This is a genomic window from Streptomyces marokkonensis (assembly GCF_008312835.1).
In the GTDB taxonomy this organism is placed as follows: Bacteria; Actinomycetota; Actinomycetes; order Streptomycetales; family Streptomycetaceae; genus Streptomyces; species Streptomyces marokkonensis_A.
Window position 1 is genome coordinate 1 of record NZ_VSKS01000036.1, and the last position, 26063, is coordinate 26063.

A 26063-nucleotide genomic window follows, 5' to 3' on the forward strand; every position below is an offset into this window, starting at 1 on the left:
GGTTCGGCGGTCAATCAGGATGGTGCGTCGAATGGTCTGACGGCTCCGAATGGTCCGTCGCAGCAGCGGGTGATTCGTGCGGCGTTGTCGTCGGCGGGGTTGTCGGCCGCGGATGTGGATGCGGTGGAGGCGCACGGGACGGGCACGAGGCTCGGGGACCCGATCGAGGCGCAGGCGCTGCTGGCCACCTACGGTCAGGGCCGCGACCTGGAGCGTCCTTTGTGGTTGGGGTCGGTGAAGTCGAACCTGGGGCATACGCAGGCTGCTGCGGGTGTCGCGGGTGTGATCAAGATGGTGCAGGCGTTGCGGCACGGGGTGCTGCCCGCGACGCTGCACGTGGACGAGCCGTCCTCGCATGTGGACTGGTCGTCCGGGGCGGTACGGCTACTGACCGAACAGCAGACCTGGCCCGACACCGATCGCCCACGCAGGGCGGGTGTGTCGTCCTTCGGCCTGAGCGGCACCAACGCCCACATCATCCTCGAACAGGCACCCGATGACCCACGTGCGGATGACCTCGGGGCGGACGACGATACGGTTCTGCCTTGGCTCCTGAGCGGCCGGAACGAGGCGGCTCTACGCGCACAGGCCGAGCGACTGCTTGTGGCACTCAAGGACCGAAGCGATGTGGCGTCCGCCCCCATGGCCCATGCGCTCGCCACCACGCGAAGTTCCTTCGAGCAGCGTGCCGTCATACTCGCTTCCACCCACCAGGAGCTTGCCGAGGAGCTGCAGAACCTCCACGTGGGCGAGGCGGGCCTTCGCACGGTCGTAGGGGAGGTCCGCAGCGGTGGTCGGACGGCGTTCCTGTTTTCGGGTCAGGGTGCGCAGCGTCCGGGTATGGGCCGTGAGCTGTACGAGGCCTTCCCCGTGTTCGCGGAGGCCTTCGACGCGGTGTGCGCGCACGTGGGCGACGAACTGCGGGACGTCGTCTTCGGTGACGACACCGAGCGGCTGAACCGCACGGAGTGGACGCAGCCGGCGCTGTTCGCGGTCGAAGTGGCCCTGTTCCGCCTGGTGGAGTCCTTCGGAATACGCCCCGACTTCCTGATCGGCCATTCCATCGGTGAGATCGCTGCCGCGCACGTGGCGGGGGTCATGTCGCTGGAGGACGCCTGCTCGCTTGTGGTGGCGCGTGGCCGGCTGATGCAGCAACTGCCGTCCGGTGGCGTGATGGTGGCGGTGGAAGCCGCCGAGGCCGAGGTGCTGCCCCTGCTCGAGAGCCACACCGGCGAGGTGTCCATCGCGGCCGTCAACGGCCCGCAGGCCGTCGTCATCGCAGGGGTCGAGGCCGCCGTCGAGCAGGTCGTCTCCGTACTGAAGGAGCAGGGCCGCCGCACCACCCGCCTGCGGGTCTCGCACGCCTTCCACTCCCCGCTGATGGACCCCATGCTGGAGGCCTTCCGCGAGGCGGCCGAACGCATCGACTACACGCCCCCGTCCATCCCCGTCGTCTCGAACGTGACCGGACAGCTCGCCACCGAAGGCGAGTTGGCGTCCGCCGACTACTGGGTGCGTCATGTCCGTCAGGCCGTCCGTTTCGCCGACGGGATCGACACACTCACCACCCGCGGCGTGACCCGTTTCCTGGAGATCGGCCCCGACGGCACCCTCACCGCCCTCACCCAGAACCGCGTCCCGGACGGACGCGGATCCCTCCTCACCCCGGTCCTCCGCAAGGACACTCCGGAACACACGTCCGTACTCCGCGCGATGGCGCTGTTCCACGTCGACGGAGCCGAGATCGACTGGACGGCCGCCCTGGGGGGTGGCAATGTCGGCGCCCGGCAGGTGGACCTGCCGACCTACGCCTTCCAGCGCACGCGTTTCTGGCCCACGATCGCCGCGCACACGGTGGCATCGGCCACTGGGCTCGACTCCGGCGGCGACGCGTCGTTCTGGTCGATCGTGGAGCGGGGAGCGCCGGGCCTGGCGGACGTACTCGGGGTGCCGGAGGACGCGCTGAGCGCCGTCCTCCCCGCGTTGACCGAAATGCGCCGCGGACACATGGAGCGCGCCGAGGTGGACGGCTGGCGCTACCGTGTGGAGTGGGAGCCGGTGGAGTTGCCGCCCGGGCGGTCCCTGAGCGGGCGCTGGTTGCTGCTTCAGGCACCCGGCGACGTCCTCCTGGAAGGGCTCGAGCGGTTCGTTCCCGGTCTGGAGCGGGTCACCTGCGATGCCCGGGACAGGGCGGGACTCGCCCGCGCGCTGAGATCCGCCTTCGACGGTGCCGAGCCGGCCGGTGTGCTGTCGGGCCTGTGCCTGTCCGTGTGCGGCCCCGGAGAGGCATCGCCCGCGTCCGGGCATCACGCGGGTGTGGCCGACACGATGGCGCTCGTCCAGGCCCTCGGTGACATCGGGGCGTCCGTGCCGCTGTGGGTGCTCACCCGTGCCGGTTTCGGACCCGGCCGTGCGCCCGGTGACCCGGCGCAGGCCGCAGTCTGGGGGTTCGGCCGGGTGGCGGCGCTGGAGCACCCGGAGCGCTGGGGCGGACTCGTCGACCTCGCCCCGCAGCCAGGTGACGACGCGCTCGCCGCAGTCATCGCGGTGCTGGCGCATGGCGGTGAGGACCAGGTGACGGTGCGCGGCGCCGCGGTCCATGCCCGCCGGCTGCGTCCGGCACCGCTGCCCACCCCCGTGCCGGTCCCGTCCGGCGACGACGGCAGCCGTGTTCCCCGGCGCCTGCTGGTCACCGGCGGCACCGGGGCGCTCGGTGTGCGTGTCGCCGAGTGGTTCACCGGGCGGGGGACGAAGGAACTCGTGCTCGCGAGCCGCGGCGGTACCGGTGTCGAGGGGCTGGCCGGTACGGTCGCCCGGCTGGAGGCGGCGGGTGCGGAACGCGTCGAGGTCGTCGCGTGCGACGTCGCCGACCGTGCCCAGGTGGCCGCGCTGCTCCGGGCCCACCCGGTCGACGGCATCGCTCATGTGGCGGGCGTACTGGACGTCGAGCCCATCGACGCGATGACACCCGCGCAGGTGGAGCGGGTCATGGCGGCGAAGGCGCTCGGCACGGTGCACCTGGAGGAGCTGACGCGGGACGCGGATCTCAGTGCCTTCGTCGTCTTCTCGTCGATCGCCGGTGTGTGGGGGAGCGGCGGCCAGGCGGCGTACGCGGCTGCGAACGCGTGGGCCGATGCGGTGGTGGAGGCGCGCCGTGCCCGCGGCGCGGCGGGCGTGTCCGTGGCCTGGGGACCCTGGTCGGGCGGCGGGATGGTCTCGGACGAGGGAGCCACGGAGCTGGAGCGCCGAGGGCTGCGGATGATGGATCCGGAGCGTGCTCTGATGGGGCTTGAGTCGGCGCTGGCCGGGAGCGACGCTTCGGTGGTCGTGGCCGACGTGGCTTGGGAGCGCTTCGTTCCGGCGTTCACCAGCCGCCGTGCCGCATCCCTCCTGACCGGTCTGCCTCAGGCGGAGGGGGTGCGGGAGCCGTCGGACGCGGCGTGGGCGGAACCAGGTTCCGCGGGGGGAGTGCCCGCTCTGGTCGAGCAGGTGGCCGCCCTGCCCCCGCAGGGGCGCGCCGAAGCACTCCTCGGCCATGTGCGGCGGGCCGCCGCCAAGGCCCTCGGGCACGCCGACACCAGTGGCGTCGGCGCGGACCGGGCCTTCCGTGACATGGGGTTCGACTCGCTCACCGCCGTGGAGCTGCGCAACGCTCTGATCAAGGACACCGGCCTGTCGCTGCCCACGACACTGGTCTTCGACCATCCCACCCCGGCTGCCCTGGCGCGGCACCTGGACGCCGAACTCTCCGGTGACGGCGGGTCCATGGCGACCAGGCTCGCCGATCTGGAGAGCAGTGTCGCCCGCATCATGAACGCCGGCCCCGACCAGGACGTCCGCACGCTGCTCGGTGCGCGGCTCAGGGCGCTTCTGGACGAGATCGAGGGGGCCGGCGGTGCCGGCGACGGGGGCGGCCGCGGCGAGGCGGACGACGGCCTGTCGCTCGGTGACCGGCTGGAAGGGGCCAGTGACGAGGAACTGTTCGATCTCATCAGCCGCGAGCTGGAGCAGTAGCGACGCGTGCCGGCCCCCGGCCGGCACGCCCGGCCGCGGGCCGCCGCCCGGAAGGCGGAGGCGGATGGGGCGCCGGGGCGGTGGGTACCCCCGTACATGGCCGGGCGGCCGTACCGATAGGGACGGTACGGCCGCCGGGTCCTCGCGGGGCGGTCCGCGGCGTCGGCCGCGAGGTGGCTGTGCCGGCCGGTCGAGGAGGATCGCCCCGGGGGAGTGAACCTACTTGATGAAATCCGGCAGCACCCGCGGTGGCCACTGGCCGACCGACAGCATGCCCATGGAGTGGGCACGTGCCACAAGGGCCGCGCGATTGGGAGCCTTGAGCTTTCGCAGCATGAGACCGACGTGGTACTCGACGCCCTGCCGGCTGAGGTAGAGCCGAGAGGCCAGCTGCACCGTCGAGGCGCCGCTGGCGACCCCTTCGAGGACCTGCGCGTCGAGCTTGCTGAGCAGCCGGTCCTTGGGGTTGACGACGCCCTCGTCGGCGTCCGTTCCGGTCACCGCGTCGTCCGGCCGTACCTGCACCACGATGCCCGACACGAGCCCGGTGGTGTTCTGCACGGCGATGCCCGTCAGCTCTCCGGAGAAGGCCCGGCCCTCGTCCCCCAGACCGACCATGCGGGAGGCGAAGCGTGTGCAGCGCCCCTCCGAGAGCCGATTGAAGTGTCGTTTCAGCACCGAGGGAGAGCTGGGGTGCAGGAGTTCGTAGAGATTCCGTCCGCAGACGTCGGCGGAGGTGCGGCCGAACGGGACGGAGAAATCGGGCTCCGCCGCCACGATGTGCATGTCGGTGTCGATGTGCGCCGTGTACAGGCGGCGATTGGCCTCCATGTGGGGCCGGCCGTCATGCTGTGTTCGTTGAGGGGCCGAGGAAGAGTGCGGAGCCGCCGTCCTGTCTCTGTTGTGCCAGGGGCCTGCTATTCGCGTGGTCACTGCGACGCACCGTCTTTCTGGATTCAACTGTGGGGGATTGCTTGCCCAAAGGCGGCCTTGATTGCTGGATGGTCGGCCTGCTGGGTCCGGATCATTGGTCGATGACCCGTCATGACCACCTCTGAGCACCTGCGGTGAGCCTAGGAATGCGTCCGCAGACGGGTCAAGCAAACTTTTGCGTGGCTCCAAAACACTGTGGTTCGGTGGTTCGGTGGTGCGGTGGGCGGGGAGTGCGGTGAGGCACGAGAGGGTGTTGCAGGAAGACCACTGCGCCGCCCCGTGAACGGACACTCACCCAGGTGAGGAGGCCCTGTCGACTCCGATGTCCCGCTCGGCGTGCCCGTTGGTGGCTGGTGGGTGCCCGTTCGGTGCCCGGTTCAGGAGGGCTGTTCTCCGTCGAGCTTCTTCAGCGCTGCGCGCAGTTCGGGACGTCCGGTAATTCCGAGTTTTCGGTACGAGTTGGTGAGGTGCTTCTCCACCATCCGTGAGGACGTGCCCAGTTGGCCGGAGATCTCCGAGTTGCTGAGGCCGGTCGCGGCGAGGCGGGCCACCTTGCGCTCCGACGGCGTGAGCCGGATGCCGGCCCTTCCGTAATTGCCTGCCTTCTTGGTCAGTTTGCCGCGCACCTTGTCGGCCAGCTCGGGGATGTCGTGTTCCTCGACCAGCTGCTGGACCCGCTCGAGGGCGGTGGCTCTCCTGCTGCGGCTCGTTTCCTGGCGGGTGGCCAGTGCGTACAGGGCCCGGCACAGATCGTAGGTGTTGCTGCCCTTCTCCAGCAGGGCGACGGCCTCTTCGAGCACCTCCGGGCCCTGCCGTCCGGGCGTGACCCTGCCCAGGACGATCAGGGAGCGGCCCAGTCTGCTGTCGGAGCCCCAGGCGCGCGATCTGCCGACCTCCAGCTGCGCCGCGGCCACCGCGTCCTCGTGTTCGCCTAGGCGGTGGTGCATGAGCGCGACGCACGAGGACCACGGCAGGACGACCGGGTTGAGCCAGCCGATCCGCTCGGTGTGCCGGCCCGCCGTCCGGTAGTGGTCGAGCGCGGTCCGCGGCTCGTCGCGCCGGGCCGCGAGCGAGCCTCGCGCGACGTGCAGCAGCGCCGCCAGATGCTGGTTCTCGGCGTGCAGCCGGTGCTGGGTCAGTATCTGCTCCGCGAGCTCCGGCCGGCCGGTGTTCATGGCGACGATCGCGAGAACGGCCGCGCACACGGTCGGCAGCCCGCTGGTCTCCGGACCCGCGAGGGCGTCGGCCTGGATGATCTTCTCCTGGGCGTAGGCCCGCTGCCCGTCGGCGAGCGCGACGAGAGCCTGTTCGCAGCGGATGACCGCCTGTTCCACGTCACCGCCCCGGCGCTGGGCGAGCCTGTTCGCCTCACGGAGCCAGTTGGCCGCGCCCTCGACCTGCTCGGCCCCGGAGAGGATGTTCACCACCAGCGGCACGGTGGTGTGGACGTGCTCGGGAGTGGGCGGCTCCTGTTCCAGGAGCCGGGTGCACAGTCGTGTGAGCTGTTCCGCGGGGGCGGCGTTGGCGACGAACGCGATGTGCATCAGGGAGGTGACCAGCTCCCGCTCCCCTGTGGTGGCCAGCCGGGGCGACGGTCCGAGATCGCGGAAGCGGCGCAGCGCGCGCTGGATGTGCGCGGGGTCCTGCGCCGACAGAATGTGCTCGCGCGCCTCCAGCCGCAGCGCCAGTTCGCGTTCCACCCAGTCGTCGGTGCCCGAGCGGCCCAGCTCCTCGGCGACGGCGGCCCGGATGGTGTCGATGCGGAAGGCGGGCGGGTCCATCTGCAGCGGCCCCAGCCGCGCGATCGCGTCGGCCCGCTCCCGCACCGAGTCCAGGAGCGGTACGGCTTCCACCACGTGCCGCAGCGAGGCGGCGGTCGCGAAGCTGCGCTCGGCGGTGGCGAGATCGATCAGCAGCAGGGCCCTGTCGCGTCCGGAGAGCGAGGAGTCCAGCAGGGCTCGTCGCAGATAGCGTGCCGCGTCCCGGGGTGAACCGCGGCGCAACGCACTGTCCGCGGCGGTCCTCAGGATCTGCGCCGCCTCCGGCCCGTGCAGACTGATCGCTCCCATCAACTGCTCCGCGGCGAGTTCCGCCGGGTGCCCGGTGCGGTGCAGCAGTTCGGCCGCGACCCCGCGCATGGCGGTGCGTTCCTCTGCGGGCATGTTCTCCTCGAGCAGGTCCCGCAGCACCGTCCCGGAGGTGAGCCGGCACTCACGCGGGTCGACGAGGCCGGCGCGGCGCAGCACGTCGATCGCCTCCGACAGCCCGGCGTCGTCGAGTTCGGCGAGGTGCGCCACGAACGGGGCGTCCGCGGCCGTGCCGAGCACGGTCAGGGCGTAGGCGGCCCGGCGCACGTGGTCCGGCTGCGACCGGAAGAACGCGTCGAGACGCTGCCGCACCCGCTCGGGACGCAGGGTCGCGGCCACGGCGGCGTGCGCCTCGGTGGGGCGCAGTCGCAGGTAGTGCGCTTCGTCCAGCAGCGTCCGCAGGAGCAGCGGATTTCCCCCGGACCGCACCGACACGGTGTCCAGGAACGCCGCGTCGGTCGTCTCCCGGAAGGCCTGCTCCACCAGCAGGCGGACGCTGTCGGGGCCCAGTGCCGACAGCTCCACCGTCCGGTGGTGCGGAGGATCGGCGCACGCGTGCGAGCCTGCGTCACAGGACGGTCCCGCCGTGCCCGGTGAGGGGGCGAGGAGATCGCGCACGTGCTGCCGGTTGCCGCGCACGTCGCCGGGCAGCACGGAGAAGACGAAGAGGACCGGCCGCCGTGCGCGCTGTACGAGAGGCAGCGCGAGTGCCCGCAGTGACTCGGTGTCCGTCCACTGGAGGTCGTCCACCATGAGGACCACGGGCCGGTCCTCGGTGATGGAGCCGAGGAGCGCCGCCAGCCAGCGGGGCGCCTGCTGCCAGGTGAGCGCGGACCACGGAGGGCGCGTGGTGACCGGGCCGTCCGGCGGGACCGCGGCCGGCGTGCCGCCGGGCAGCGAGCCGGCGGCCTTGCGCAGCCAGCGTGCGAAGTCCTCGGGCGGGGCGATCGCGCGCAGTGAGTCCACCAACTGCCGGACGACTCCCAGCCGGAACCACTCCTCGGCCGCCGAAGCCTGCGCCCTGAGCAGCAGGTGTCCCTGCTCGCGCGCCAGCGTGGCCAGGGAGTCGAGGAACGCCGAGCGGCCCACGCCCATGGGGCCCTGGACGACCAGCGACGAACCCTGTCCGGCTGCGGCGCGGCGCAGCGCGGCGGTGGCCTGCTCCAGTGCCGACTCGCGTTCCAATAACACGGTGGTGGTACTCCCCCTGGAGTCGCTCATGCCGGATGAACTCCCGCAGGCGCAATCAAGTTCCTTGAAAGCTTGAGCGTCAGCAGACCACAGTGAGGGGTGGGCGAGCAAGGGAAGACAAAAGAATGAGGGAAGGGCGACATTGTGTGCCAGTCGGCCGACCGTGCCGTTTAATGCGCGGAGTTGTCGTTCCCTCCCGGTTGGAACGGGGCGGGCGCCGGCCGGCGTCCGGTCCCGGACGGCGGGGACCGGACGCGAAGTGGCACAGCGTGCCAGGTGGGCGCCCTCGGAGGGTGACGCAGGGGGACCGCGCCGGGGTTCCCCGGCCGGGGAACAAGTGCGCTTCAATGCGGTGAAGGGCGTGTCACGGGAATGAGTCCGGAGCCGCTTCTCCAGTATTCAACGGGTTTTCGTGAACACTTTCATTCGGCGCCGCATTGCCGTCGGCGTGTTCGACTTGACGTTTGCCTTTTGACAGTCGTGGGTGTCAAGGAATTGACGGGACTTCACCGGTGCGTCGCGGCCGTTCGCGGCGAAACACCGCCCCGGCCGGTCACTTCCCGTGTGTGGCGGCGCCGGCGTCCGCCGACTCCAGGGCGTCCCGCAGCTCCCGCCGCCCCGACAGCCCCAGCTTGCGATACACCGAGGTCAGGTGGACCTCGACCGTCCGCTGTGTGACGAAGAGCCGCTCCGCGATCCAGGCGTTGGACCTGCCGTCCGCTGCCAGGCGGGCCACCTGGGCCTCGCTGTGTGTGAGCGCTCCCAAACCGCGGGAGACGGGACGGCGGGGTCGTGCGCCCGTGGCGAGCAGGGCCCGGTGGGCGATCCCGTGCAGGGACCGGGAGCCGACGGCGTACGCCTCCTCCCAGCCCTGGCGCAGGACCTCGCGGGCCGCCTTGTTGTATCCGAGCCGGTGGAGCGTCTGCCCACGCGCGACCCGCACCCGCGCGCGCAGCAGCGCCGCCCGGGTGCCCGCCAGCACCTGCTCGGCCTCCTCCAGGAGAGGTGGCCGCTCGTCGTCACCGACGGCCTCCGCCCACAGTTGGAGTCCCGAGCCCAGGGCGCACGGCAGTCCCGCGGCGCGGGCGCGGCCGACGGCCTCCTCCGCCAGCGCGAGGGCCGCGCCGCGGTCACCGAGCGCGAGATGGGTGAGCCCGGTCCAGTACCACCACGGCGAGACGGCCGGACTGACGCGCTGCCACTGCGCCTGCCGGCGACCGCACTCCTCCAGGTGCGCCAGGGCGCGCTTGGGATCGTCCTTCGCCAGGTGCAGCCGACCGCGGGCGCACAGCACCTCGTTCCACTGCCACGCGTCGTCCTGGACCGGATCGGGTATCTCCGCCTCGAGGCGCGAGGCTTCCGCCAGGTCACCCCAGTCGAGCAGGGTGTGCAGCCGCACCGCGAGCGGCAGCGCCTGGTGCGCGCCGGCCCGCGCGACGGTGATGCTTCGCAGGACGGCGGCGGTGGCCCGCAGCGCCTCGTCGAGGCCCCCGAGTCTGTGGTGCGCCTCCGCGCTGAGCGCGAGCAGACTCGGATAGGCCTGGTCGGTCAGCGGGTCGGTGCCCTCCAGCAACTGACGGTAGACGTGCTCCGCCTCGTGCGGCAGGTCGGCGTACAGGAGCGCCAGCCCTCCGGCGCAGCGGTAGGCCACGGAATCGGTGGTCGCCGAGGCGCGGCACGTGACGGTGCGGGCCGCGGCGACCGATTCGGCGACGCGGTCCAGGCGGGAGGCGGAGACGACGGCGCGGGCCGCGAGCAGGGCGCGCTCCCCGGCGGTCTCGCCGGGGAGCGAGAGGTCGAAGGTCACCGTCCTGAGCAGGTCCGTGTAGGCGGCCCGGTTCACCGTGGCCGCGAGCAGCATCTGAGCCTCCATCAGCTCCGGACTCGCCACGCCGGACGCGGACGCGGACGCGGTGGCGGTCGCGTCCGACCGGTACTGGGACAGCAGCGTCATCGCGCGGGACACCCGCCCCTGACGCGTCAGGGCCTCGGTCAGCGCACCGAGCGCCGTCAGCCGCAGTTCGGGCCGGGACGCCCGTCGCAACGCCGACGTCAGGTGACGGACGCCGGCCCCGGGGTCGACCCGTGTCTCCGCCACGCCCAGCTCGACGAGAAGGGCCGGGTCGCACGTGTCCTCGGTTCCCTCGGGCACACACGGGCGCAGCAGGTGCACGGCACGGTCCGGCGCGGCGCGCAGCATGGCTTCGCGGGCCGCCTCCCGCAGCACCGCCCGCTCCCACGGCTCCGGCGCCGTGCCGGCGCGGCACAGGTGCTCGGCCACGTCCGCGGCGCTCGCCCCGCTGTCGTGCAGCAGCCGGGCGGCCCGCCGGTGCGCGGAGGCGAGCTCGTCCTCCGACATGTCGCCTAGCACGGCGTTGCGCAGCAGGTCGTGGGCGAAGGACCAGGTGCCGTCGCCGTTCGAGGTGACGAACCCGATGGAGATCAGGACCAGCACCGAGCCGACGAAGGCGGTGCTGTCCAGATGGGCCAGTCGCGCGCAGGTCTCCGGTGCCGCGCCGTCGCCGAGCACGGCCAGGGCGCGGGCCGCCTGCACGGAGGCTTCCGGCTGCCGGTGCAGGAGCCGCAGCGCACGCGGCCGGAAGACGGCGGCGTCGCCCTCGCCCATGGCCGCGAACTGCGCGGCTGTGAGGGGGAGTCGCTCCTCGCGCAACGCCGTGAGCAGCCGGGTCACCATCAGTGGGTTGCCGTTGGTGGCGGCCAGGCAGGACTCCTGGAAGGCGGAGTCCGTCTCCGCCCCGACCAGCCGTCGGGTCAGCAGGCCGATGCCGGCTCCGGTGAGCGGCCGTGGCCGCAGCACATGGCACAGCGGAAGGGCCGCCACCTCGCTCAGGGACGGCACGTGGGTGCCGCTGCGCCGGGTGAGCGCCAGCAGCACGGGCAGACCCGTCATGCGGCGCGCGGTGTGGGCGAGGAACCGCAGGGACGCCGGGTCGGCCTCCTCCACGTCGTCGACGGCGATCACCAGCGGTCCGGTCATGGCGGCGGACCGGACGACCTCGTGCAGTTCGGCCAGGACGGCGAAGGAGACACTCGTGGTGTCGACGTCGTAGCAGAGAAGCCCCGGAGGCCGGGGCACGGGCCCGCGGGACGGGCTCGGCCACGCGGTCAGGGGCAGCCGGTCCGTACCGTCCGCGGTCAGGCCGGCCAGCAGGGCGTGCGTGGTGCTCAGCGGGAGGCGGTGCCCCGTCTGCCCGGCGCGCGTGTGGACGACGCGCAGGCCCAGGTCCCGGGCCTGCCGCAGCAGCGTGTTCAGCAGGGCCGTCTTGCCGATGCCGTCGGGACCCTCGAACACGACCAGGGCGGGATCGCCCGCCGCGGTGCTCCGGGTCAGCCGGGCGATGAGGGCGAGTTCGCGCTCGCGTTCCACCAGCTCCGGGTCCGGTCCGTCGGACTGCCGTTCCCGGGGACTGCCGCTCCCGTGCGCAGCGGTCATCACCCTGTCCTCCCTCCCGGAGCACCGGTGGTGGTCCCGGGACGTGTGTGCGCGGTCCCAGGGGAGGTTCCGTGGTGACCAGCGACCCGACCCTGCACCTCTTCCGCACGCGTCATCCTGGCTTACACGACGCCGACTGGGAAGTCCGCGATCACTCTTGTCCCATAGCGGCGACTTCGTCCCGGGCGTCCTCGCCCCGGCCTCGACCGGTCACGGCCCGGTGCGTGATCCGCTGTACGAGTGCAGCCGCTCCCGCCAGAGTTGGGTGCTCATGAGGGCGGCGTCGGACTCCGGCAGGCACAGGTACACGTCCCGGCTCCCGTCCTCGTCGGGTGTGGGCGCGATGTGCACCGTGGGCACCGGAAGGTCGGGGAACTCGTACCAGAACGGCCGTCCCGCGCCCAGGTCGATCCGGTACAGCGGGAACTGCGACCAGTTGTTGACCGACACGGACGTCCTGGACACGTCGGGCGCCCGCACCGACATCACGTGACGGGACACCCCCCTGCGCCGGTAGGAGCCGAGGAAGGCGATCTCGTCGCGGATCTTGTCCTCGGTGTTGCTCTCCAGGCAGCGCCGGACGTCCCGCGCCACGAGGCCCAGTGGTGACTCGCGCAGCCGGGCGGCCGTGAGCGACGTCCAGCTGTTGCTGACACAGTTGCCCCAGTACGACGCCGGCAACAGGTCGCCCAGCCGGTGCCGAACGCCCACGATCAGCCCGAGCCACTCCGTCGCGTCGGCCGGGCGCGCCCTCAGCTCGCCCAGCACCTGCCACAGATGGGCGGTCAGCGCGTCGTTCGTCGACACCCAGGCACCGGGCTCCTCCAGGGTCCGCTGCGCCGCGGCCTTGAGCGCGGCGAGTTCCGCCGCGTCGAAGCGCGCGGTGACGGTGGCGAGCTTGTTGATCCCGGCCCGCAGCGTGGTCGTCAGATGCCGGATCCGGCCCGTTCCGACGAACGCCCGTGCCTCCCGCGTCGCGGGATCGGCGGACGGTCTGCCCAGGCGGTCCAGTACGTCGCGGTCGTGGGCGGGCCCGTCCCACGGCAGTCCGAGGTGCTCGCGCGACCAGCTCTCCAGGAAGGCGACGGTGCTGCCGCCGTCCGCGAGGGTGTGGTTGATGAGCACACCGAGGACGGAGCCGCCGCCGCTCATCCGGGTCAGCCGGATCTTCAGCAGAGGGGTGTCCCGGCCCACGACGCCGAAGGCGCTCACCTCGCGCAGCAGGTCCCCGATGACCGGCTGGGCGCGCAGGGAGTGACCGTAGTCGCGCATGGGGCCGGGACAGGACGCCTCGGTGAACCGCACGCCCGCGTCCGTGCACACCACGCTCAGCCCGCCGTCCGCGTCCCGTACGAGGCGCCCGGACAGCAGCGGGTAACGGCGCAGCGTGCGCGCCAGGGAGTCCCGCAGGGCCGCGCCGTCGAGCGTGCCGCGGTAGAAGAACGTCAGCGGCGTGTACCACGGGCCGGTCAGCAGGTCGTAGCCGGTGAGCCGCACCCGGCGGCCGTCGGCCCGCCCGGCGCGTACGGTGTGCACCCGCTCCACACGGCTGTCGACGACCGTGCGGAAGGCGGGCGCGTCCTTCCTCCCCGTACGTGAGGCGGTGTTCCTCCTCGCCACGGCGGCCTCAGTCCCAGGCCACGAGCAGCTGGTCCACGCCGTAGTGCACGGCCCGGTCGCGCAGGGGAACCTCCTCGGCCGGTGTCGCCAGCCGCAGTGCCGGGAAGCGCTCGAACAGGCTGCGCAGGCCGATGCGCATGCTCGCCCGCGCCAGGTGCTGGCCCAGGCACTGGTGGGCGCCGAAGCCAAGCGCGAGGTGCTTGCGCGGAACACGGGTCACGTCCAGCCGGTCGGGGTCGTCGAAGACCTCGGGGTCGCGGTTGGCGGCGGGCAGCGACAGCACGACCGTCTGGCCGGCCCTGATGGTGGTACCGCCGATCTCGACGTCCTCCAGCGCGCACCGGCTCGACCCCATCTGCGAGATCGTCAGGTACCGCAGGAGCTCGTCCACCGCGCCGGCCTCGTACAGCTCGGGGCGTGCGCGCAGCAGGGCGAGCTGGTCCGGGTGCTCCAGCAGCGCGAAGGTGCTCAGGGCCAGCATGTTCGGGGTGGTGTCGAGCGAGCCGCCGAGGGTGAGGACCGCCAGGTTGACCAGCTCGTCCTCGGCCAGTTCGCCGGTCGCCGCGAGCCGCCCGAAGAAGTCCTCGCCGCGCTCGGCCATCCGCTCCCGCACCATCGGCCGGATGAGCGCGTCCATCGACTCCACGTGGTGGATGAACTCCTCCAGCGTGTACGTGAGTGTCATCAGCGCGCCGAAGTGCTCCTGGATGCCGTCCATCAGCTCCGGGGAGACGTCCATCAGTGAGCACACCGAGCGCAGGCTGACCTTCTCCGCGAAGTCGCTCACCAGGTCGGCGGGGGAGCCCTTGGCGGCCATCTCCTCCAGCGCCTCGTCGACGATCCGCGTCAGCCGCGGTTCGTAGCCCTGGATGCGGCGCAGCGTGAAGTGGCCCGCCAGCAGCCGCCGGTACTTGGTGTGCTCGGGGGCGTCCATCTTCGCGAACGACCCGGGCGGCGAGGGCTGCGGCGCGTACTCGGTCATCGGGAACGGCGGCGCCACCACGTGCGCCAGCAGTTCGTTGCGGTGGCTGAAGCGGTCGTCGGCGAGGATCTGCCGGACCAGGTCGTGCCGGGTCACCAGCCAGCCCGAGGTGTCCTTGGGAGCCACCTGGAAGGTCACGGGACTGACCGGCTCCTCGGCACGCAGCCGGGAGTACTCGGCGGGCGGATCGAACGGGCACCCGCCGCGTTCCGAGGGGATCACGGGCGGGCCGGGCCTGGTCTTCATGAAGTCACTCCGTCGGCAGTGGGGGAGGGGCGGTCAGGGGTGGGGCCCGGCCTCACGCGCGGTGCACCCGCAGCGGCAGGTGGCGTGCGCCGAAGACGTTGGTGCCGTGCCAGCCGAGCCGCACCGTGTGGTCGACGCCGATGCGGTCGTACCGGTCGAGCAGGGCCTCCAGCGCGATCCGGCCCTCCAGCCGGGCCAGCGGGGCGCCGATGCAGTAGTGGATGCCGTGTCCGAACGCGATCTGGCGGGAGTTGGAGCGGCCCGGGCGGAACGCGTCGGCGTCCTCGAAGACCCGCTCGTCCCGGTTGGCCGACAGCAGCCACAGGTGGACCAGCGTGCCGGGGCCGACCGCCGTTCCCGCGACGGTCGTGCCGGTGGTGGTGACCCGCTCGATGCGGGTGAAGGGCGGACGCAGCCGCAGCGTCTCCTCGAGCACCGCCGGGATCAGCGAGCGGTCCGCGCGCACCTTCGCCAGCAGCCCGGGGTCACCGTCCAGGCAGAGCAGCGCGTTGCCCACGAGTACCGAGGTGGTGATGTGCCCGGCGAGCAGCAGCAGGGTCGCGAAGCTCGCGATGTCCTCGTCCTCCAGCCGCTCGCCGTCGACCTCGGCGCCGACCAGGGTGCTCAGCAGGTCGCCGAGCGGTTCCCTGCGCCGGGCCTCGATGAAACCCTGGAGGTAGGCGGAGATGGTGACCGCCGTCTCCTCCATCCGGCGCACGCTGTCGGGGTCCTCCGGATCGGTGGACAGCAGCTGGTCCGCCCAGCCCTGGAAACGGCCGCGGTCCCCGGCCGGGACGCCCAGCATCCGGGCGATGACCGTCACCGGCAGCGGATTGGCCAGCGTGTCCACCAGGTCGAAGGCGCCCTCGGGAGCGGCGTCCAGCAACTGCCCGGTCAGTTCGGTGATCCACGGTTCCAGGCCGGCGATCAGACCCGGCGTGAACGCCTTGCTCACCAGACGGCGCATCTTGCCGTGCAGAGGCGGATCCAGGAGCAGCAGCGTGCCGCGCGGGGCCTGCTTCTCGCCGCCCGACAGTACGCCCACCGTGTCCGAGGAGAACGTCGCGGGATCGGCGAGGATCCGCTGCACGTCCGCGTGACGGAAGACGTGCACATGGCCGCTGCCGTCGCGCCACGCCGGCTGTTCCTCGCGCATCCGGGCCGCCCAGGCCAGCAGCGTGGCGCCGCCGTCCGGCTCCACGGTCGGCGGGCGGTCGAGCGAGGAGTTGGCCCCGGGTGCCGGGTCGAGCGTGTCCGGGGTGCTTTGCTGCGCCACCCAGGTTCCCCTTTCGCAGGTGTCGTACGACGGCTTCGGCAGGTGGCGTTCCCGCTCACCCGCCGGGCTGCCCGATCGCCCGGTCACTCCAGCACGGGGACGCCGCGCCGGGCCAGCGCGGGCCGCGCAGTCTAGGGATTCACCGCGTACTGGCCGCGTCGGCGCCGTGCCGGCCCCCGCGCTCCGGCGCGGCGTGCGAAGTTCTGGAGGAAACCCCAGTCAGCGGTCGTCGTACGGCCCAACCCCGGGGCGGGCACCGCAAGATGGGCTCGCTCCGGCAGCCCGGGCAAGCGACGAGCGCACAGGAGGCCCGCATGGACATCACGATCGATCACGACAAGTGCATGGGCGCCGGCCAGTGCGCGCTCATCGCCCCCGAGGTCTTCGACCAGGGCGACGACGGAATGGCCCTGCTGCTGGTCGACCGGCCCGGCACCGCCCAGGCCCCCGCCGTGCGGGAGGCAGCGGAGTCCTGCCCGCTGAGCGCCATTTCGGTGGCGGACGACCGGCCGGGAACGGCCTGAGCGCCGCCCCGGTCCGCCCCCCACGGATCCGACGAGGAGAGGAACCCATGCGCGTCCTGTTCGCCGGCCTGCCGGAGAAGTCGCACGTCTTCACGATGGTGCCGCTGGCCTGGGCCCTGACGGCCGCCGGGCACGAGGTGCTGATGGCCAACGCGCCGTCCCTGACCGACGCCGTCACCGGCGCCGGACTGGTCGCCGCCCCCGTCGGCACCGACCACGACCTGCACCGCGAGATGGCCGTGGCCCGCGATTCCCAGGACGCCGACGTCGCCAACTGGAGCCGCCTCGGCTACGGCGACGTCGACCACGCGAGCCTCGTCGAACGGTACTCGATCAGCGTCCCGTACGGATTCGCCCGCTACAACGACCCGATCCTCGACGACCTCGTCGCCCTCGCCCGCGACTGGCGTCCCGACCTGATCATCCGCGATCCGATCGCCTACGCGGGGGGCATCGCCGCCCGTGCCTGCGGGGCCGCGCACGCACGCCTGCTGTGGTGCGCCGATGTCTACGGACAGGCCCGCCGCACGTTCGTCGAACTCGCCCGGGACATGCCCGAGGACCGGCGTGCGGACCCGCTCGCCGACTGGATCGACGAACGGGGCGGCGCCTACGGCGTGCGCTGCGACGAGGAGCTGCTCAACGGGCAGTTCACCCTCGACACACTCCCCGAGAGCCTGCGCCCGGCCGTCGGCCTGACCCAGCTGTCCATGCGCTACGTGCCCTACAACGGGGCCGCGGTGCAGTGGGACTGGCTGCGCGAACAGCCCAAGCGGCCCCGGATCTGCGTCACCCTGGGCCGCACCAACACCGAGGCCTACGGCGGCGACTACGTGGACGTCGCCGACCTGCTGCGCGCCCTGTCCCGGCTCGACGCCGACATCGTCGCCGCGCTCGTGCCCGAACAGGCCGAGCAGCTCGACGACCTGCCCGCCAACGTCCGGGCCGTCAGCGGAGTGGCGCTCAGTACCCTGCTGCCCACCTGCTCCGCCGTGGTCCACCACGGCGGCTGGGGCACCTTCTCCACCGCCCTGGTCAACGCCGTGCCGCAGCTCGCCCTGTCCACCCTCGTCGCCGACCAGGAACTGCGCGGCCGGAACCTTCAGGACAGCGGCGCGGGCCTCTTCCTGCACCACTCCGACGCCGACCCGGACCGGGTCACGGACCTCACCCGGCGCCTCCTGGAGGACCCCTCCTTCACCGACGCCGCACGCCGGCTGCGCGACGAGTCCGCCGCCATGCCCACCCCGCACGCCGTCGTCCCGGAACTCGAACGTCTCACCGCGGCCCGCTGAACCAGCCCACCGCGGACGCCGCGCCCGCGTCCGCACGCCCTGAGGAAGGAGGACGGCGCCCGCTCGGTACGCCCGGTGACGCGCCGCACCCCGATGAGTAAGACGCGCATCCTGGTGACCGGCGGGGCCGGCTTCATCGGCTCCCACTACGTCCGGACCCTGCTCGGACCCCTCGGCCCCGACGACGTCACCGTCACGGTCCTCGACGCCTTCACCTACGCGGCCAACCCGGCCAACCTCGACCCGGTGGCGGAATCAGGCCGCTACCGGCTCGTCGTCGGCGACATCTGCGACAGCGACACCGTCGACTCGCTGATGGCCGAGCACGACCAGGTCGTGCACTTCGCCGCCGAGTCGCACGTCGACCGCTCCCTGGCCAGCGCCACCGAGTTCGTCCGCACCAACGTCCTGGGCACCCAGACCCTCCTGGACGCGGCGCTGCGCCACGGCATCGACCGGTTCGTGCACATCTCCACCGACGAGGTCTACGGCTCCATCCCCGAGGGCTCGTGCTCCGAGGAACAGCCCCTGCACCCCAACTCGCCGTACGCCGCGTCCAAGGCGTCCAGCGACCTCGTCGCCCTGGCCTACCACCGCTCCCACGGGCTCGACGTACGCGTCACCCGGTGCTCCAACAACTACGGGCACCACCAGTTCCCCGAGAAGATCATCCCCCTGTTCGTCACGCGCCTCCTCGCGGGCCGCAAGGTCCCCCTCTACGGCGACGGCCTGAACGTGCGCGACTGGCTCCACGTCGACGACCACATCCGCGCCGTCGAGCTGGTCCGCACCGGGGGCCGGGCCGGAGAGGTCTACAACATCGGCGGCGGCACCGAACTCGACAACCGCGGCCTGACCGCGCTGCTCCTCGAGGCGTGCGGCGCCGGCTGGGACAGCGTGGAGTACGTCACCGACCGCAAGGGCCACGACCGCCGCTACTCCGTGGACTGGCGCAAGGCCCACGTCGAACTCGGCTACAAGCCGCAGAAGGACTTCACCGAGGGCCTCGCCGAGACGGTCGCCTGGTACCGGGACAACCCTCAGGTCTGGGGGCAGGCGCTGCACCCGGACCGGACGGACGGGACCGCGCCGTGCTGACCTGGCGCACCCTCGGCCCGCTGCGGGTGTCGGACGGCGGCCGTGACGTCACCCCCACCGCGCCGAAGGTCCGCCAGGTGCTGGCCGTCCTGCTCGCCCGCCGCAACAGCGTCGTCCCGCTGAGCGCGCTCACGGCCGAACTCTGGCCCGGGCGTCCGCCGCGCAGCGCCACCGCCACCGTGCAGACCTACGCGTACCAGCTGCGCAAGGCGCTGCACGGCGGTGAGGACCCCGGCGCGGGCGGGGACGGCCCGCTCGTCACCCGCGCGCACGGCTACCTGCTGCGGGTCGCGCCGGGGGAGTGCGACGCGGAGGAGTTCGCCCTGCTCACCGGCCGGGCACGGTCGGCACTCGCCGACGGCGACCCGGCCGGTGCCGTCGCCCTCCTCGACCGCGCCCTGCTGCTGTGGAACGGACCGCCGTTCACGGACGTCACGCACGGCCCGGCGCTGCACGGTCACGCCCAGCGGCTGGAGGAACTCCACCTCCAGGCCGAGGAACTGCGCATCACCGCCGGCTTCCGCCTGGGCCGGCACCGCGAACTCGTCGGTGAACTCAAGGAGCTCGCCTGCGCGCACCCGCTGCACGAGTGGTTCCAGGGCACACTGATCATCGCCCTGGAACGGTGCGGCAGGCGCAGCGAGGCACTGGAGGTCTACCAGCGCCTGAGCACACAGCTGCGGGACGAACTGGGTCTGGATCCCTCCCCCGGTCTGCAGCGGCTGCGCCAGCACGTGCTCACCGACCGGGTCAGCACGGCCGACCTGGACCTCCTGCCCGGCTGACGCCACCGGCCCCGCCTCACCCGCCGGCGGCCGGCCCGCCGAGGTGCCCGGCCGCGGCCCGCCACAGGTCCTCCACCATGTCGCGCGGGGTGCGCCGCGGCTCCCAGCCGAGGACCGCCCGCGCGGCCGACACGTCCACGGCCATCCAGTCGGCGTCCGGCAGCGCACGCGCGCCCGCCCCGGGCAGCTCCACCAGCCGGGCGGGCCGCCCGCTGATCGAGATCAGCAGATCCACCATGTCCCGGACGGGCTGCCAGGAGCCGCTCGCGACGTTCACCACACGCCCGCGGGCTTCCGGGACGCCCAGCGCCGCCACGACGGCCGACGCCACGTCCTGCGTGTGGACGAAGTCCCGGCTGCTGCGCAGCGGCGACACCCGCACCTCCGCGGTCCGTCCCCGCACCGGCTGGTCGAGCAGCTGCGCGGCCACCTGGCCGAGCAGGCTGCCCCGCGGGGTGCCGGCGCCGATCACGTTGGACAGCCGCAGCACCACCGCGTCCACGTCACCCGTCGCCGCGGCCCGCAGCACCGCCCGGGTGCCGTGGAGCTTCGTGCGCCCGTACTCCGTGGCCGGCTCCTCCGGAGAGGACTCGGTCAGCCACACCCCGCGGGGCTGCGGCGCGTACTCGTGCACGGACCCCAGCTGCACCAGCCGCGGCCGGTGGTCCGCCACGGCGAGCGCCGAGAGCAGGCGGTCCACGAGCAGCCGGTTGTCGCGGTGCATCCGTTCCACGGTGCGGGACCACACCTCGCCCGCGGCGTTCACGACGGCCACGGGACGTTCCGCGTCGACGAGCCCGGCCAGCGCCCGGGGGCCGGCGTCGACCAGGTCCAGCGGATGGAAGCGCCAGGAGGCGGGCGTCTTGCGCGGATGACGGGCCACGGCGTGGATCTCGTAACCGGCCCGCTCGAGGGCGGCACCCGCGTGGCGGCCGACGAAACCGGTCGCCCCGAGAACCACCACGCGGCCGGACCTCCGGTCCGCGGCGTCGGGCAGTCCCGGCTCACCGACCTCCGCCATCGCCTCTCTCCTTCCGGGTCCGCTCGGTGCGCCCGTTCGCCCTGTGCTGCCCCGCGGCACGCGGGTGTGACGTCTCCACTGAAGCAGCCGCCGATCGAGGACCGGTCCAGGCCCCGTCGAGTGGAGCCGGCCACCGGCGGATCTCGATCGGTCCTCGATCCCGACGGCCTACGGTGTGGCCACCATGAAGGTTCGAGAGATGGCTGTGCCGGACGCCTACCACATCACCCCGCACCAGCTCCGTGACGAGCGCGGCAGCTTCTACGAGTCGTTCCGGCACGACAGGCTGGCCGAGGAGATCGGCCGTCCCGTGCCCGTGGCCCAGGTGAACTACTCGGTGTCGCGCCGCAGCACCCTGCGCGGGCTGCACGGCACGCTGCTGCCGCCCGGACAGGCGAAAGTGGTGTGCGTGGTGCGCGGCGCGGTCCTCGACATCGTGGTGGACCTGAGGGTCGGCTCCCCGACCTGGGGAGTGCACGAGGCGAACTGGCTGTCCGCCGAGTCGGGGGACACACTGTTCGTCGCCGAGGGACTGGTGCACGGCTTCCTCGCCCTCACCGACGACACCTGCGTGTCGTATCTGTGCTCCACCGAGTTCGTGCCCGGCACACAGGTGGACATCGACCCCTTCGACCCGGACCTCGCCCTGCCCTGGCGCCTGTCGGAGGCACCCCTGATGTCGCGGAAGGACTCCTCGGCCATCTCCGTCGCCGAGGCCCGGGACACCGGCCTCCTGGCCCGCTACGAGGACTGCCTGGCGCACTACGAGGCGCTGCGCGAGGACACCCGCTGACCCACCGGCCGCCCGGCCCCTCCGGGCGGCACGCACCCATCGGAGAGCCGATGCCGCCCGGTACACCCGCACCCGCCCGCCACTACGCCCTGCTGCTCTTCGCGGACTTCGGCCACATCGCCCCCACCCTGGGGGTGGCCCGCGAACTCGTCGCCCGCGGCCACCGCGTCACCTACGTCGTCGACGAACGGTTCGCCCCGCTCGTCGAGGAATGCGGCGCCCGCGCCGTCACCTACACCTCCGCGCGCGGCGACTTCTACCGCACCGCCGACCCGAGCCCCGACCGGCTCGCCCGCGACGGCTACGACCTCCTCGTGGACACCGTCCGCACCGTCTTCCCCGCCGCCCTCGCCGCCCTCGCCGCCGACCCGCCCGACGTGCTGCTGTACGACTTCGAGACGGTCGCCGCCGGCCGGGTCGCCGCCCGTGTCCTGGACGCCGTGCCGGTGCAGGTCTGCCCGAGCCACGCGGCCAACGAGACGTTCTCCCTGCGCGCCCAGCTGTGGGACGCCGGGCATCCGCTGATGGCGGAGGGCGCCCGGGTGCTCGTCGACTTCATGGGCGGACACGGCATCGGGCTGGAGGAGATGGGCCGCTACGGCACCGAGTGGGACGAGCGCAACCTCGTCTTCCTGCCGCGCGTCTTCCAGATCGAGGGGGACGGCTTCGACGACCGGTTCGCCTTCGTGGGCCCCACCTTCACCGAGCCCGGCCCGGGCCTGTGGTCGCCGCCCTCCGACGGGCGCCGCGTCGCCCTGGTCTCGCTGGGCACGGAGTCGGGGGACCGCGGTGACTTCTTCCGGTTGTGCGCCGAGGCGTTCCCCGCGGCCGGGTGGCACGTCGTGATGACGCTCGGCCGGGACACCGATCCCGCTCTCCTGGGGCCGCTGCCGGCTCATGTCGAGGCCCACTCCTGGCTGCCGCACCCCGCCGTGCTGCCGCACGCCGACGTGTTCGTGTGTCACGCGGGCATGGGCAGCCTGATGGAGTCCCTGGCCTACGGAACACCTGTGGTCGCCCTGCCCCACGCGCACGAACTGGCGCTGAGCGCACGGCGCCTGGAGGAGTGCGGGGTGGGGCGCACCCTCCCGCGCGCCGGCCTGACCGCCCGGGTGCTCGCGGACACGGTGGCCGGACTCCTCGCCGACCCCGAGGCACCGGCCGCCCTGTCGCGCATGCGGGACGCCGTGCGGGAGGCGGGCGGTGCCGCCCGCGCCGCCGACCTGCTGGAGGCATGGGCCGCGCGGACCCCGGCGGTTCCCGCGGCGGGCTGAGCGGCCCGCCCGCGCCCGCGCCTGCGGGGTGGGGCCCGGCACCGAGCGGTGCCGGGCCCCACCCCGCAGGCGTTCCACGAGGTCAGTGCGGCAGCGTCACGTACTCCATCACGGTGTTGATGCTGTGGTCGATCATCTCGTCGGTCAGGCCCGGGTACACCCCGATCCAGAACGTCCGCTCGGTGGTGATGTCGCTGTTGGTGAGCGGCCCGCTGACCCGGAACTCCCGACCCTCGTAGGCCGGGTGACGTGTCAGGTTGCCCGCGAAGAACCGGCGGGTGGCGACCTTGCTGGACTCCAGGTGGTCGATCAGGGCACCCGGCGCGAACGGCGCGTGCGGCTGGACGGTGATGGCGAAGCCGAACCAGCTCGGATCGCTGCCCGGGGTCGCCTCCGGGAGCAGCAGGTGCGGCAGCCCGTCCAGGCCCTTGCGCAGCCGGTTCCAGTTGTGACGGCGGGCCCGGCCGAACTCGTCGATCCGGTCCAGCTGCGTGAGCCCGAGCGCCGCCGATACGTCGGTCGACTTCAGGTTGTAGCCCACGTGGGAGAAGATGTACTTGTGGTCGTAGCCCTCGGGCAGCGAGCCCATCTGCTGCTCGAACCGCTTGAAACAGCGGTTGTCCTCACCCGGTTCGCACCAGCAGTCGCGGCCCCAGTCCCGCATCGACTCCACGATCCGCGCCAGGACCAGGTTGTCCGTGAGGACGCAGCCGCCCTCGCCGGTCGTGATGTGGTGGGCGGGATAGAAGCTCTCCGTCGCCAGGTCGCCGAAGGTGCCGGTCAGCTGCCCCTCGTAGGTGCTGCCCAGGGCGTCGCAGTTGTCCTCGATGAGGAACAGGTCGCGGTCCTGCGCCAGTTGGGCGATCTCCCTCACCTGGAAGGGGTTGCCCAGCGCGTGCGCCATCATGATGGCCCGGGTCCGTGGGCCGATCGCCTGCTCCACCCGCTCCAGCGAGGCGTTGTAGGTGCCGAGTTCGATGTCGGTGAAGACCGGCGTCAGACCGTTCTGCAGGATCGGGTTGACCGTCGTGGGAAAGCCGGCGGCGACAGTGATCACCTCGTCGCCCGGCTTGAGCCGGTCCTCGCCGAGCTGCGGGGAGGTGAGACTGGCCAGCGCCAGCAGGTTCGCGGACGATCCGGAATTGGTCAGGTGCGCCTTGCGCAGGCCGAAGTACCGGGCCAGCGAACGCTCCAGCCGGCGCGAGCTCACCCCGGCGGCGATGCGCATGTCCAGCGCGGCCTCCACCAGGGCCACCCGGTCGTCCTCGCTGAGCACCGCGCCCGAGGCCTGCACCGGGGTGACACCCGGAACGAACGTCGGTGGGGCGCTGGAACGGTGGTACGCGCGGACCAGGTCGAGGATCTCGGTCTTGTCGTTCCCCACGGCTGATGGCCTCCTGTGTGTGCCGGTGGGGACGAGACGTACGGCCGGCTCGCAGTCGAAGCGGGTCCCCACGCCCGTATCGTTCGATCGGGGGAACCCCAGACCAGCACGTGCCCGAGCCCGCGGGCCACAAGCGCCGTCCGAATCTAGGGATCCACCAAACATTGACCGCCGTGAGTGGGCCGGCGGGCCGCGCCGCCGCCCGCGGTTCTAGGGAATTCACGAACCCCGGCGCGGCAGGCTGAGGTGCCGGGCCCGCCGCGGGCCCTCCGTCCGTCCCTGGAGACGCTCATGAAGATCGGCCGGCCGCCGGGCAACCCCGGGCGCACCGTGGTCCTGCGCGGAGGAGGGCCGTCCGGCGAGCGTGTCCGGCTCGGCGTGCACGACCTGATGAACGGCACCTTCGCCACGCCGCGCACCTTCTTCTACCGGCGGACGCTCGACGACGGCGCCCTCGAGGACTCCCTGCGCCGCACGCTCGCCCACTATCCGCTGCTCACCGGGCGCCTCGAACGTGACCAGGACGGCGGACTCAGCGTGGCCTGCGACGACGCCGGCGCGGTCTTCTCCGTCGCCCACTCGGACCGGGCCATGCCCGACTACGGACCGGACCGGCCCGCCCGGCAGGACCTGCGCCGCTACCTCCACTCCGTCAACGCCTTCCGCGTCGTCGGCCACGACACCCCGCTGCTGTCCGTCAAGGTCACCCACATGCGCGGCGGCGGCTCCGTACTCGGTGTCTCCGTCAACCACGCCGTGGTGGACGGGGGCGGCTACCTGGACTTCCTGCTCCAGTGGTCCGCCGCGCACGCGGGCCGGGAGATCCGTCCCGTGCCGTACGACCGCACCCCGCTCGAGCGACTCGCCGGCGACGTGCGTCCGGCGCCGGACGACCCCCAGTACACCGTGATCACGGGACGCCAGAAGTTCGGGTTCATCTGGAAGGTCAACGCCCGCGCGCGGACCATGCGCACGATCACCGTCCGCTTCACCGCCGACGAGGTCCTCGCCCTGCGTGAGGCGGCGCGCGCGGGACAGGACGCCGACCGGCCGCCCGCCTCGAGCGGCGACGCCCTCGGCGCGCACCTGTGGCGCGTGCTCGGCGCGCTGCGCGCCCGGGAACCCGGCGCGCAGGAACGCCTGGGGATCGTGGTCGGGCTGCGCGCGGCGCTGAAGGACCGCCTCCCCGACGGCTACTGGGGCAACGCCGTCTCCAACACCACGGCCGCGCTCCCGGCCCGGGAGCTGCGGGAGGAACCCCTGGCCCACACGGTCGCGGCCGTGCGCGCCGCCCTGGACCGCGTCACCCCCGACCGGATCCGCCGGGAGGCCGCCTTCCTGGAGGCCCAGCGCTCGGCCGGCCGTTCCGGTCGTGTGTTCAGCCGGATGTCGCTGGACGCCTTCGAGGGTACCGTCGCCCTCAACAACGCCGGCCGGCTTGCCGTCTACGAGGTCGAGTTCGGCGCCGGGCGGCCGTTCTGGTTCGAGTTCCCGGCGAGCCCGGTCCCGTGGACCGTCCTCGTCACGCCGACCCCGGACGACGACCACAGTCGCGACGTCCACCTGAGCGTCCCCCGTGACGCCGCCGACGCCCTGTGCGGCCCGGAGTGGGCCGGGCGTCTGCACGACCCTGCCGGGCGACCGGGCCCGCTCTGACCGTCCGAGGTGCGCGAGGGGCCTTGTCGGGATCGGCGATCCCGACAGGCCCCTCGGCGCGGTCCGCCCGGCCTCAGGCCCCGGCGGCCTTGCGCAGGGCGTCGACGCGGTCGGTGCGCTCCCAGGTGAAGTCGGGCAGCTCACGGCCGAAGTGGCCGTAGGCGGCGGTCTGGGCGTAGATCGGGCGCAGCAGGTCCAGGTCGCGGATGATGGCGGCCGGGCGGAGGTCGAAGACCTCGTCGATGGCCCGCTCGATCCTCTCGGTGTCGACCTTGGCGGTGCCGAAGGTCTCCACGAACAGACCCACGGGTTCGGCCTTGCCGATCGCGTACGCCACCTGCACCTCGCAGCGCGCGGCCAGCCCGGCCGCCACCACGTTCTTGGCGACCCAGCGCATCGCGTACGCCGCCGAGCGGTCCACCTTGGAGGG

At 72.7% G+C, this 26063-nt stretch carries 17 protein-coding genes; 8 read left to right on the top strand and 9 right to left on the bottom strand.

Translation table 11 applies throughout. The features are described from left to right. The coding region (locus F1615_RS35875; RefSeq protein ID WP_167533951.1) for a type I polyketide synthase at positions 1–4014 on the top strand (4014 nt) is incomplete at its 5' end. A gap of 219 nt (positions 4015–4233) precedes the next feature. On the opposite strand, the gene F1615_RS34815 is transcribed toward F1615_RS35875, so the two are convergent. The 6 genes from F1615_RS34815 to F1615_RS34840 form a co-directional block, all read right to left on the bottom strand. Then, complete coding sequence (locus tag F1615_RS34815) at positions 4234–4845, bottom strand: LuxR C-terminal-related transcriptional regulator (RefSeq protein WP_167533952.1); 612 nt, start codon at positions 4843–4845, stop codon at positions 4234–4236. A 479-nt stretch (positions 4846–5324) separates the two neighbouring features. After that, on the bottom strand, positions 5325–8255 hold the full coding sequence (locus tag F1615_RS34820; RefSeq protein ID WP_149553045.1) for a helix-turn-helix transcriptional regulator: 2931 nt from the start codon (positions 8253–8255) through the stop codon (positions 5325–5327). A gap of 523 nt (positions 8256–8778) precedes the next feature. Beyond that, positions 8779–11679, bottom strand: coding sequence for an ATP-binding protein (locus F1615_RS34825; protein WP_149553046.1), 2901 nt, complete (start codon positions 11677–11679; stop codon positions 8779–8781). A gap of 210 nt (positions 11680–11889) precedes the next feature. Beyond that, positions 11890–13299 carry an acyltransferase gene (locus F1615_RS34830; protein ID WP_149553047.1) on the bottom strand — a complete coding sequence of 470 codons (1410 nt, stop codon included), beginning with the start codon at positions 13297–13299 and terminating at the stop codon, positions 11890–11892. 7 nt (positions 13300–13306) lie between these two features. After that, on the bottom strand, positions 13307–14527 hold the full coding sequence (locus tag F1615_RS34835) for a cytochrome P450 (protein ID WP_149553048.1): 1221 nt from the start codon (positions 14525–14527) through the stop codon (positions 13307–13309). Between the two features lie 52 nt (positions 14528–14579). Next, entirely contained in the window at positions 14580–15803 is a 1224-nt protein-coding gene (locus F1615_RS34840; RefSeq protein ID WP_244328959.1) for a cytochrome P450, read from the bottom strand. A 314-nt stretch (positions 15804–16117) separates the two neighbouring features. Here F1615_RS34840 and F1615_RS34845 point away from each other — a divergent pair, with 314 nt between their 5' ends. The 4 genes from F1615_RS34845 (at position 16118) to F1615_RS34860 (ending at position 19505) form a co-directional block, all read left to right on the top strand. Continuing rightward, positions 16118–16327, top strand: coding sequence for a ferredoxin (locus F1615_RS34845; protein WP_149553049.1), 210 nt, complete (start codon positions 16118–16120; stop codon positions 16325–16327). A gap of 47 nt (positions 16328–16374) precedes the next feature. Then, positions 16375–17622 (top strand): activator-dependent family glycosyltransferase, encoded by a 1248-nt coding sequence (locus F1615_RS34850; RefSeq protein WP_149553050.1) that lies wholly within the window; start codon positions 16375–16377, stop codon positions 17620–17622. Between the two features lie 93 nt (positions 17623–17715). Next, positions 17716–18720: a dTDP-glucose 4,6-dehydratase gene (rfbB, locus tag F1615_RS34855; protein ID WP_149553051.1), complete on the top strand. Its 1005-nt coding sequence runs from the start codon at positions 17716–17718 to the stop codon at positions 18718–18720. Next, entirely contained in the window at positions 18714–19505 is a 792-nt protein-coding gene (locus tag F1615_RS34860) for an AfsR/SARP family transcriptional regulator (protein ID WP_167533953.1), read from the top strand. The genes rfbB and F1615_RS34860 overlap by 7 nt, the downstream gene beginning before the upstream one ends. Before the next feature lie 16 nt (positions 19506–19521). On the opposite strand, the gene F1615_RS34865 is transcribed toward F1615_RS34860, so the two are convergent. Continuing rightward, positions 19522–20526, bottom strand: coding sequence for an NAD-dependent epimerase/dehydratase family protein (locus tag F1615_RS34865; protein WP_149553053.1), 1005 nt, complete (start codon positions 20524–20526; stop codon positions 19522–19524). 199 nt (positions 20527–20725) lie between these two features. Between F1615_RS34865 and F1615_RS34870 the strand changes: the two genes are divergently transcribed. Together F1615_RS34870 and F1615_RS34875 are read left to right on the top strand one after the other, a co-directional pair. Further along, complete coding sequence (locus tag F1615_RS34870) at positions 20726–21319, top strand: dTDP-4-dehydrorhamnose 3,5-epimerase family protein (protein WP_149553054.1); 594 nt, start codon at positions 20726–20728, stop codon at positions 21317–21319. A gap of 50 nt (positions 21320–21369) precedes the next feature. After that, complete coding sequence (locus tag F1615_RS34875) at positions 21370–22593, top strand: macrolide family glycosyltransferase (RefSeq protein WP_149553055.1); 1224 nt, start codon at positions 21370–21372, stop codon at positions 22591–22593. An 82-nt stretch (positions 22594–22675) separates the two neighbouring features. Here F1615_RS34875 and rfbH read toward each other — a convergent pair whose 3' ends face one another. Then, the gene (gene rfbH / locus F1615_RS34880) at positions 22676–23977 is read right to left on the bottom strand and encodes a lipopolysaccharide biosynthesis protein RfbH (RefSeq protein WP_149553056.1); all 1302 of its coding nucleotides are present in this window, start codon (positions 23975–23977) and stop codon (positions 22676–22678) included. Positions 23978–24268: 291 nt separating this feature from the next. Here rfbH and F1615_RS34885 point away from each other — a divergent pair, with 291 nt between their 5' ends. Then, positions 24269–25633 carry an acyltransferase gene (locus tag F1615_RS34885; RefSeq protein WP_149553057.1) on the top strand — a complete coding sequence of 455 codons (1365 nt, stop codon included), beginning with the start codon at positions 24269–24271 and terminating at the stop codon, positions 25631–25633. 73 nt (positions 25634–25706) lie between these two features. Here F1615_RS34885 and F1615_RS34890 read toward each other — a convergent pair. Further along, positions 25707–26063 (bottom strand): methionine adenosyltransferase domain-containing protein (locus tag F1615_RS34890; protein ID WP_167533955.1); only part of this gene is annotated, 357 nt, incomplete at its 5' end.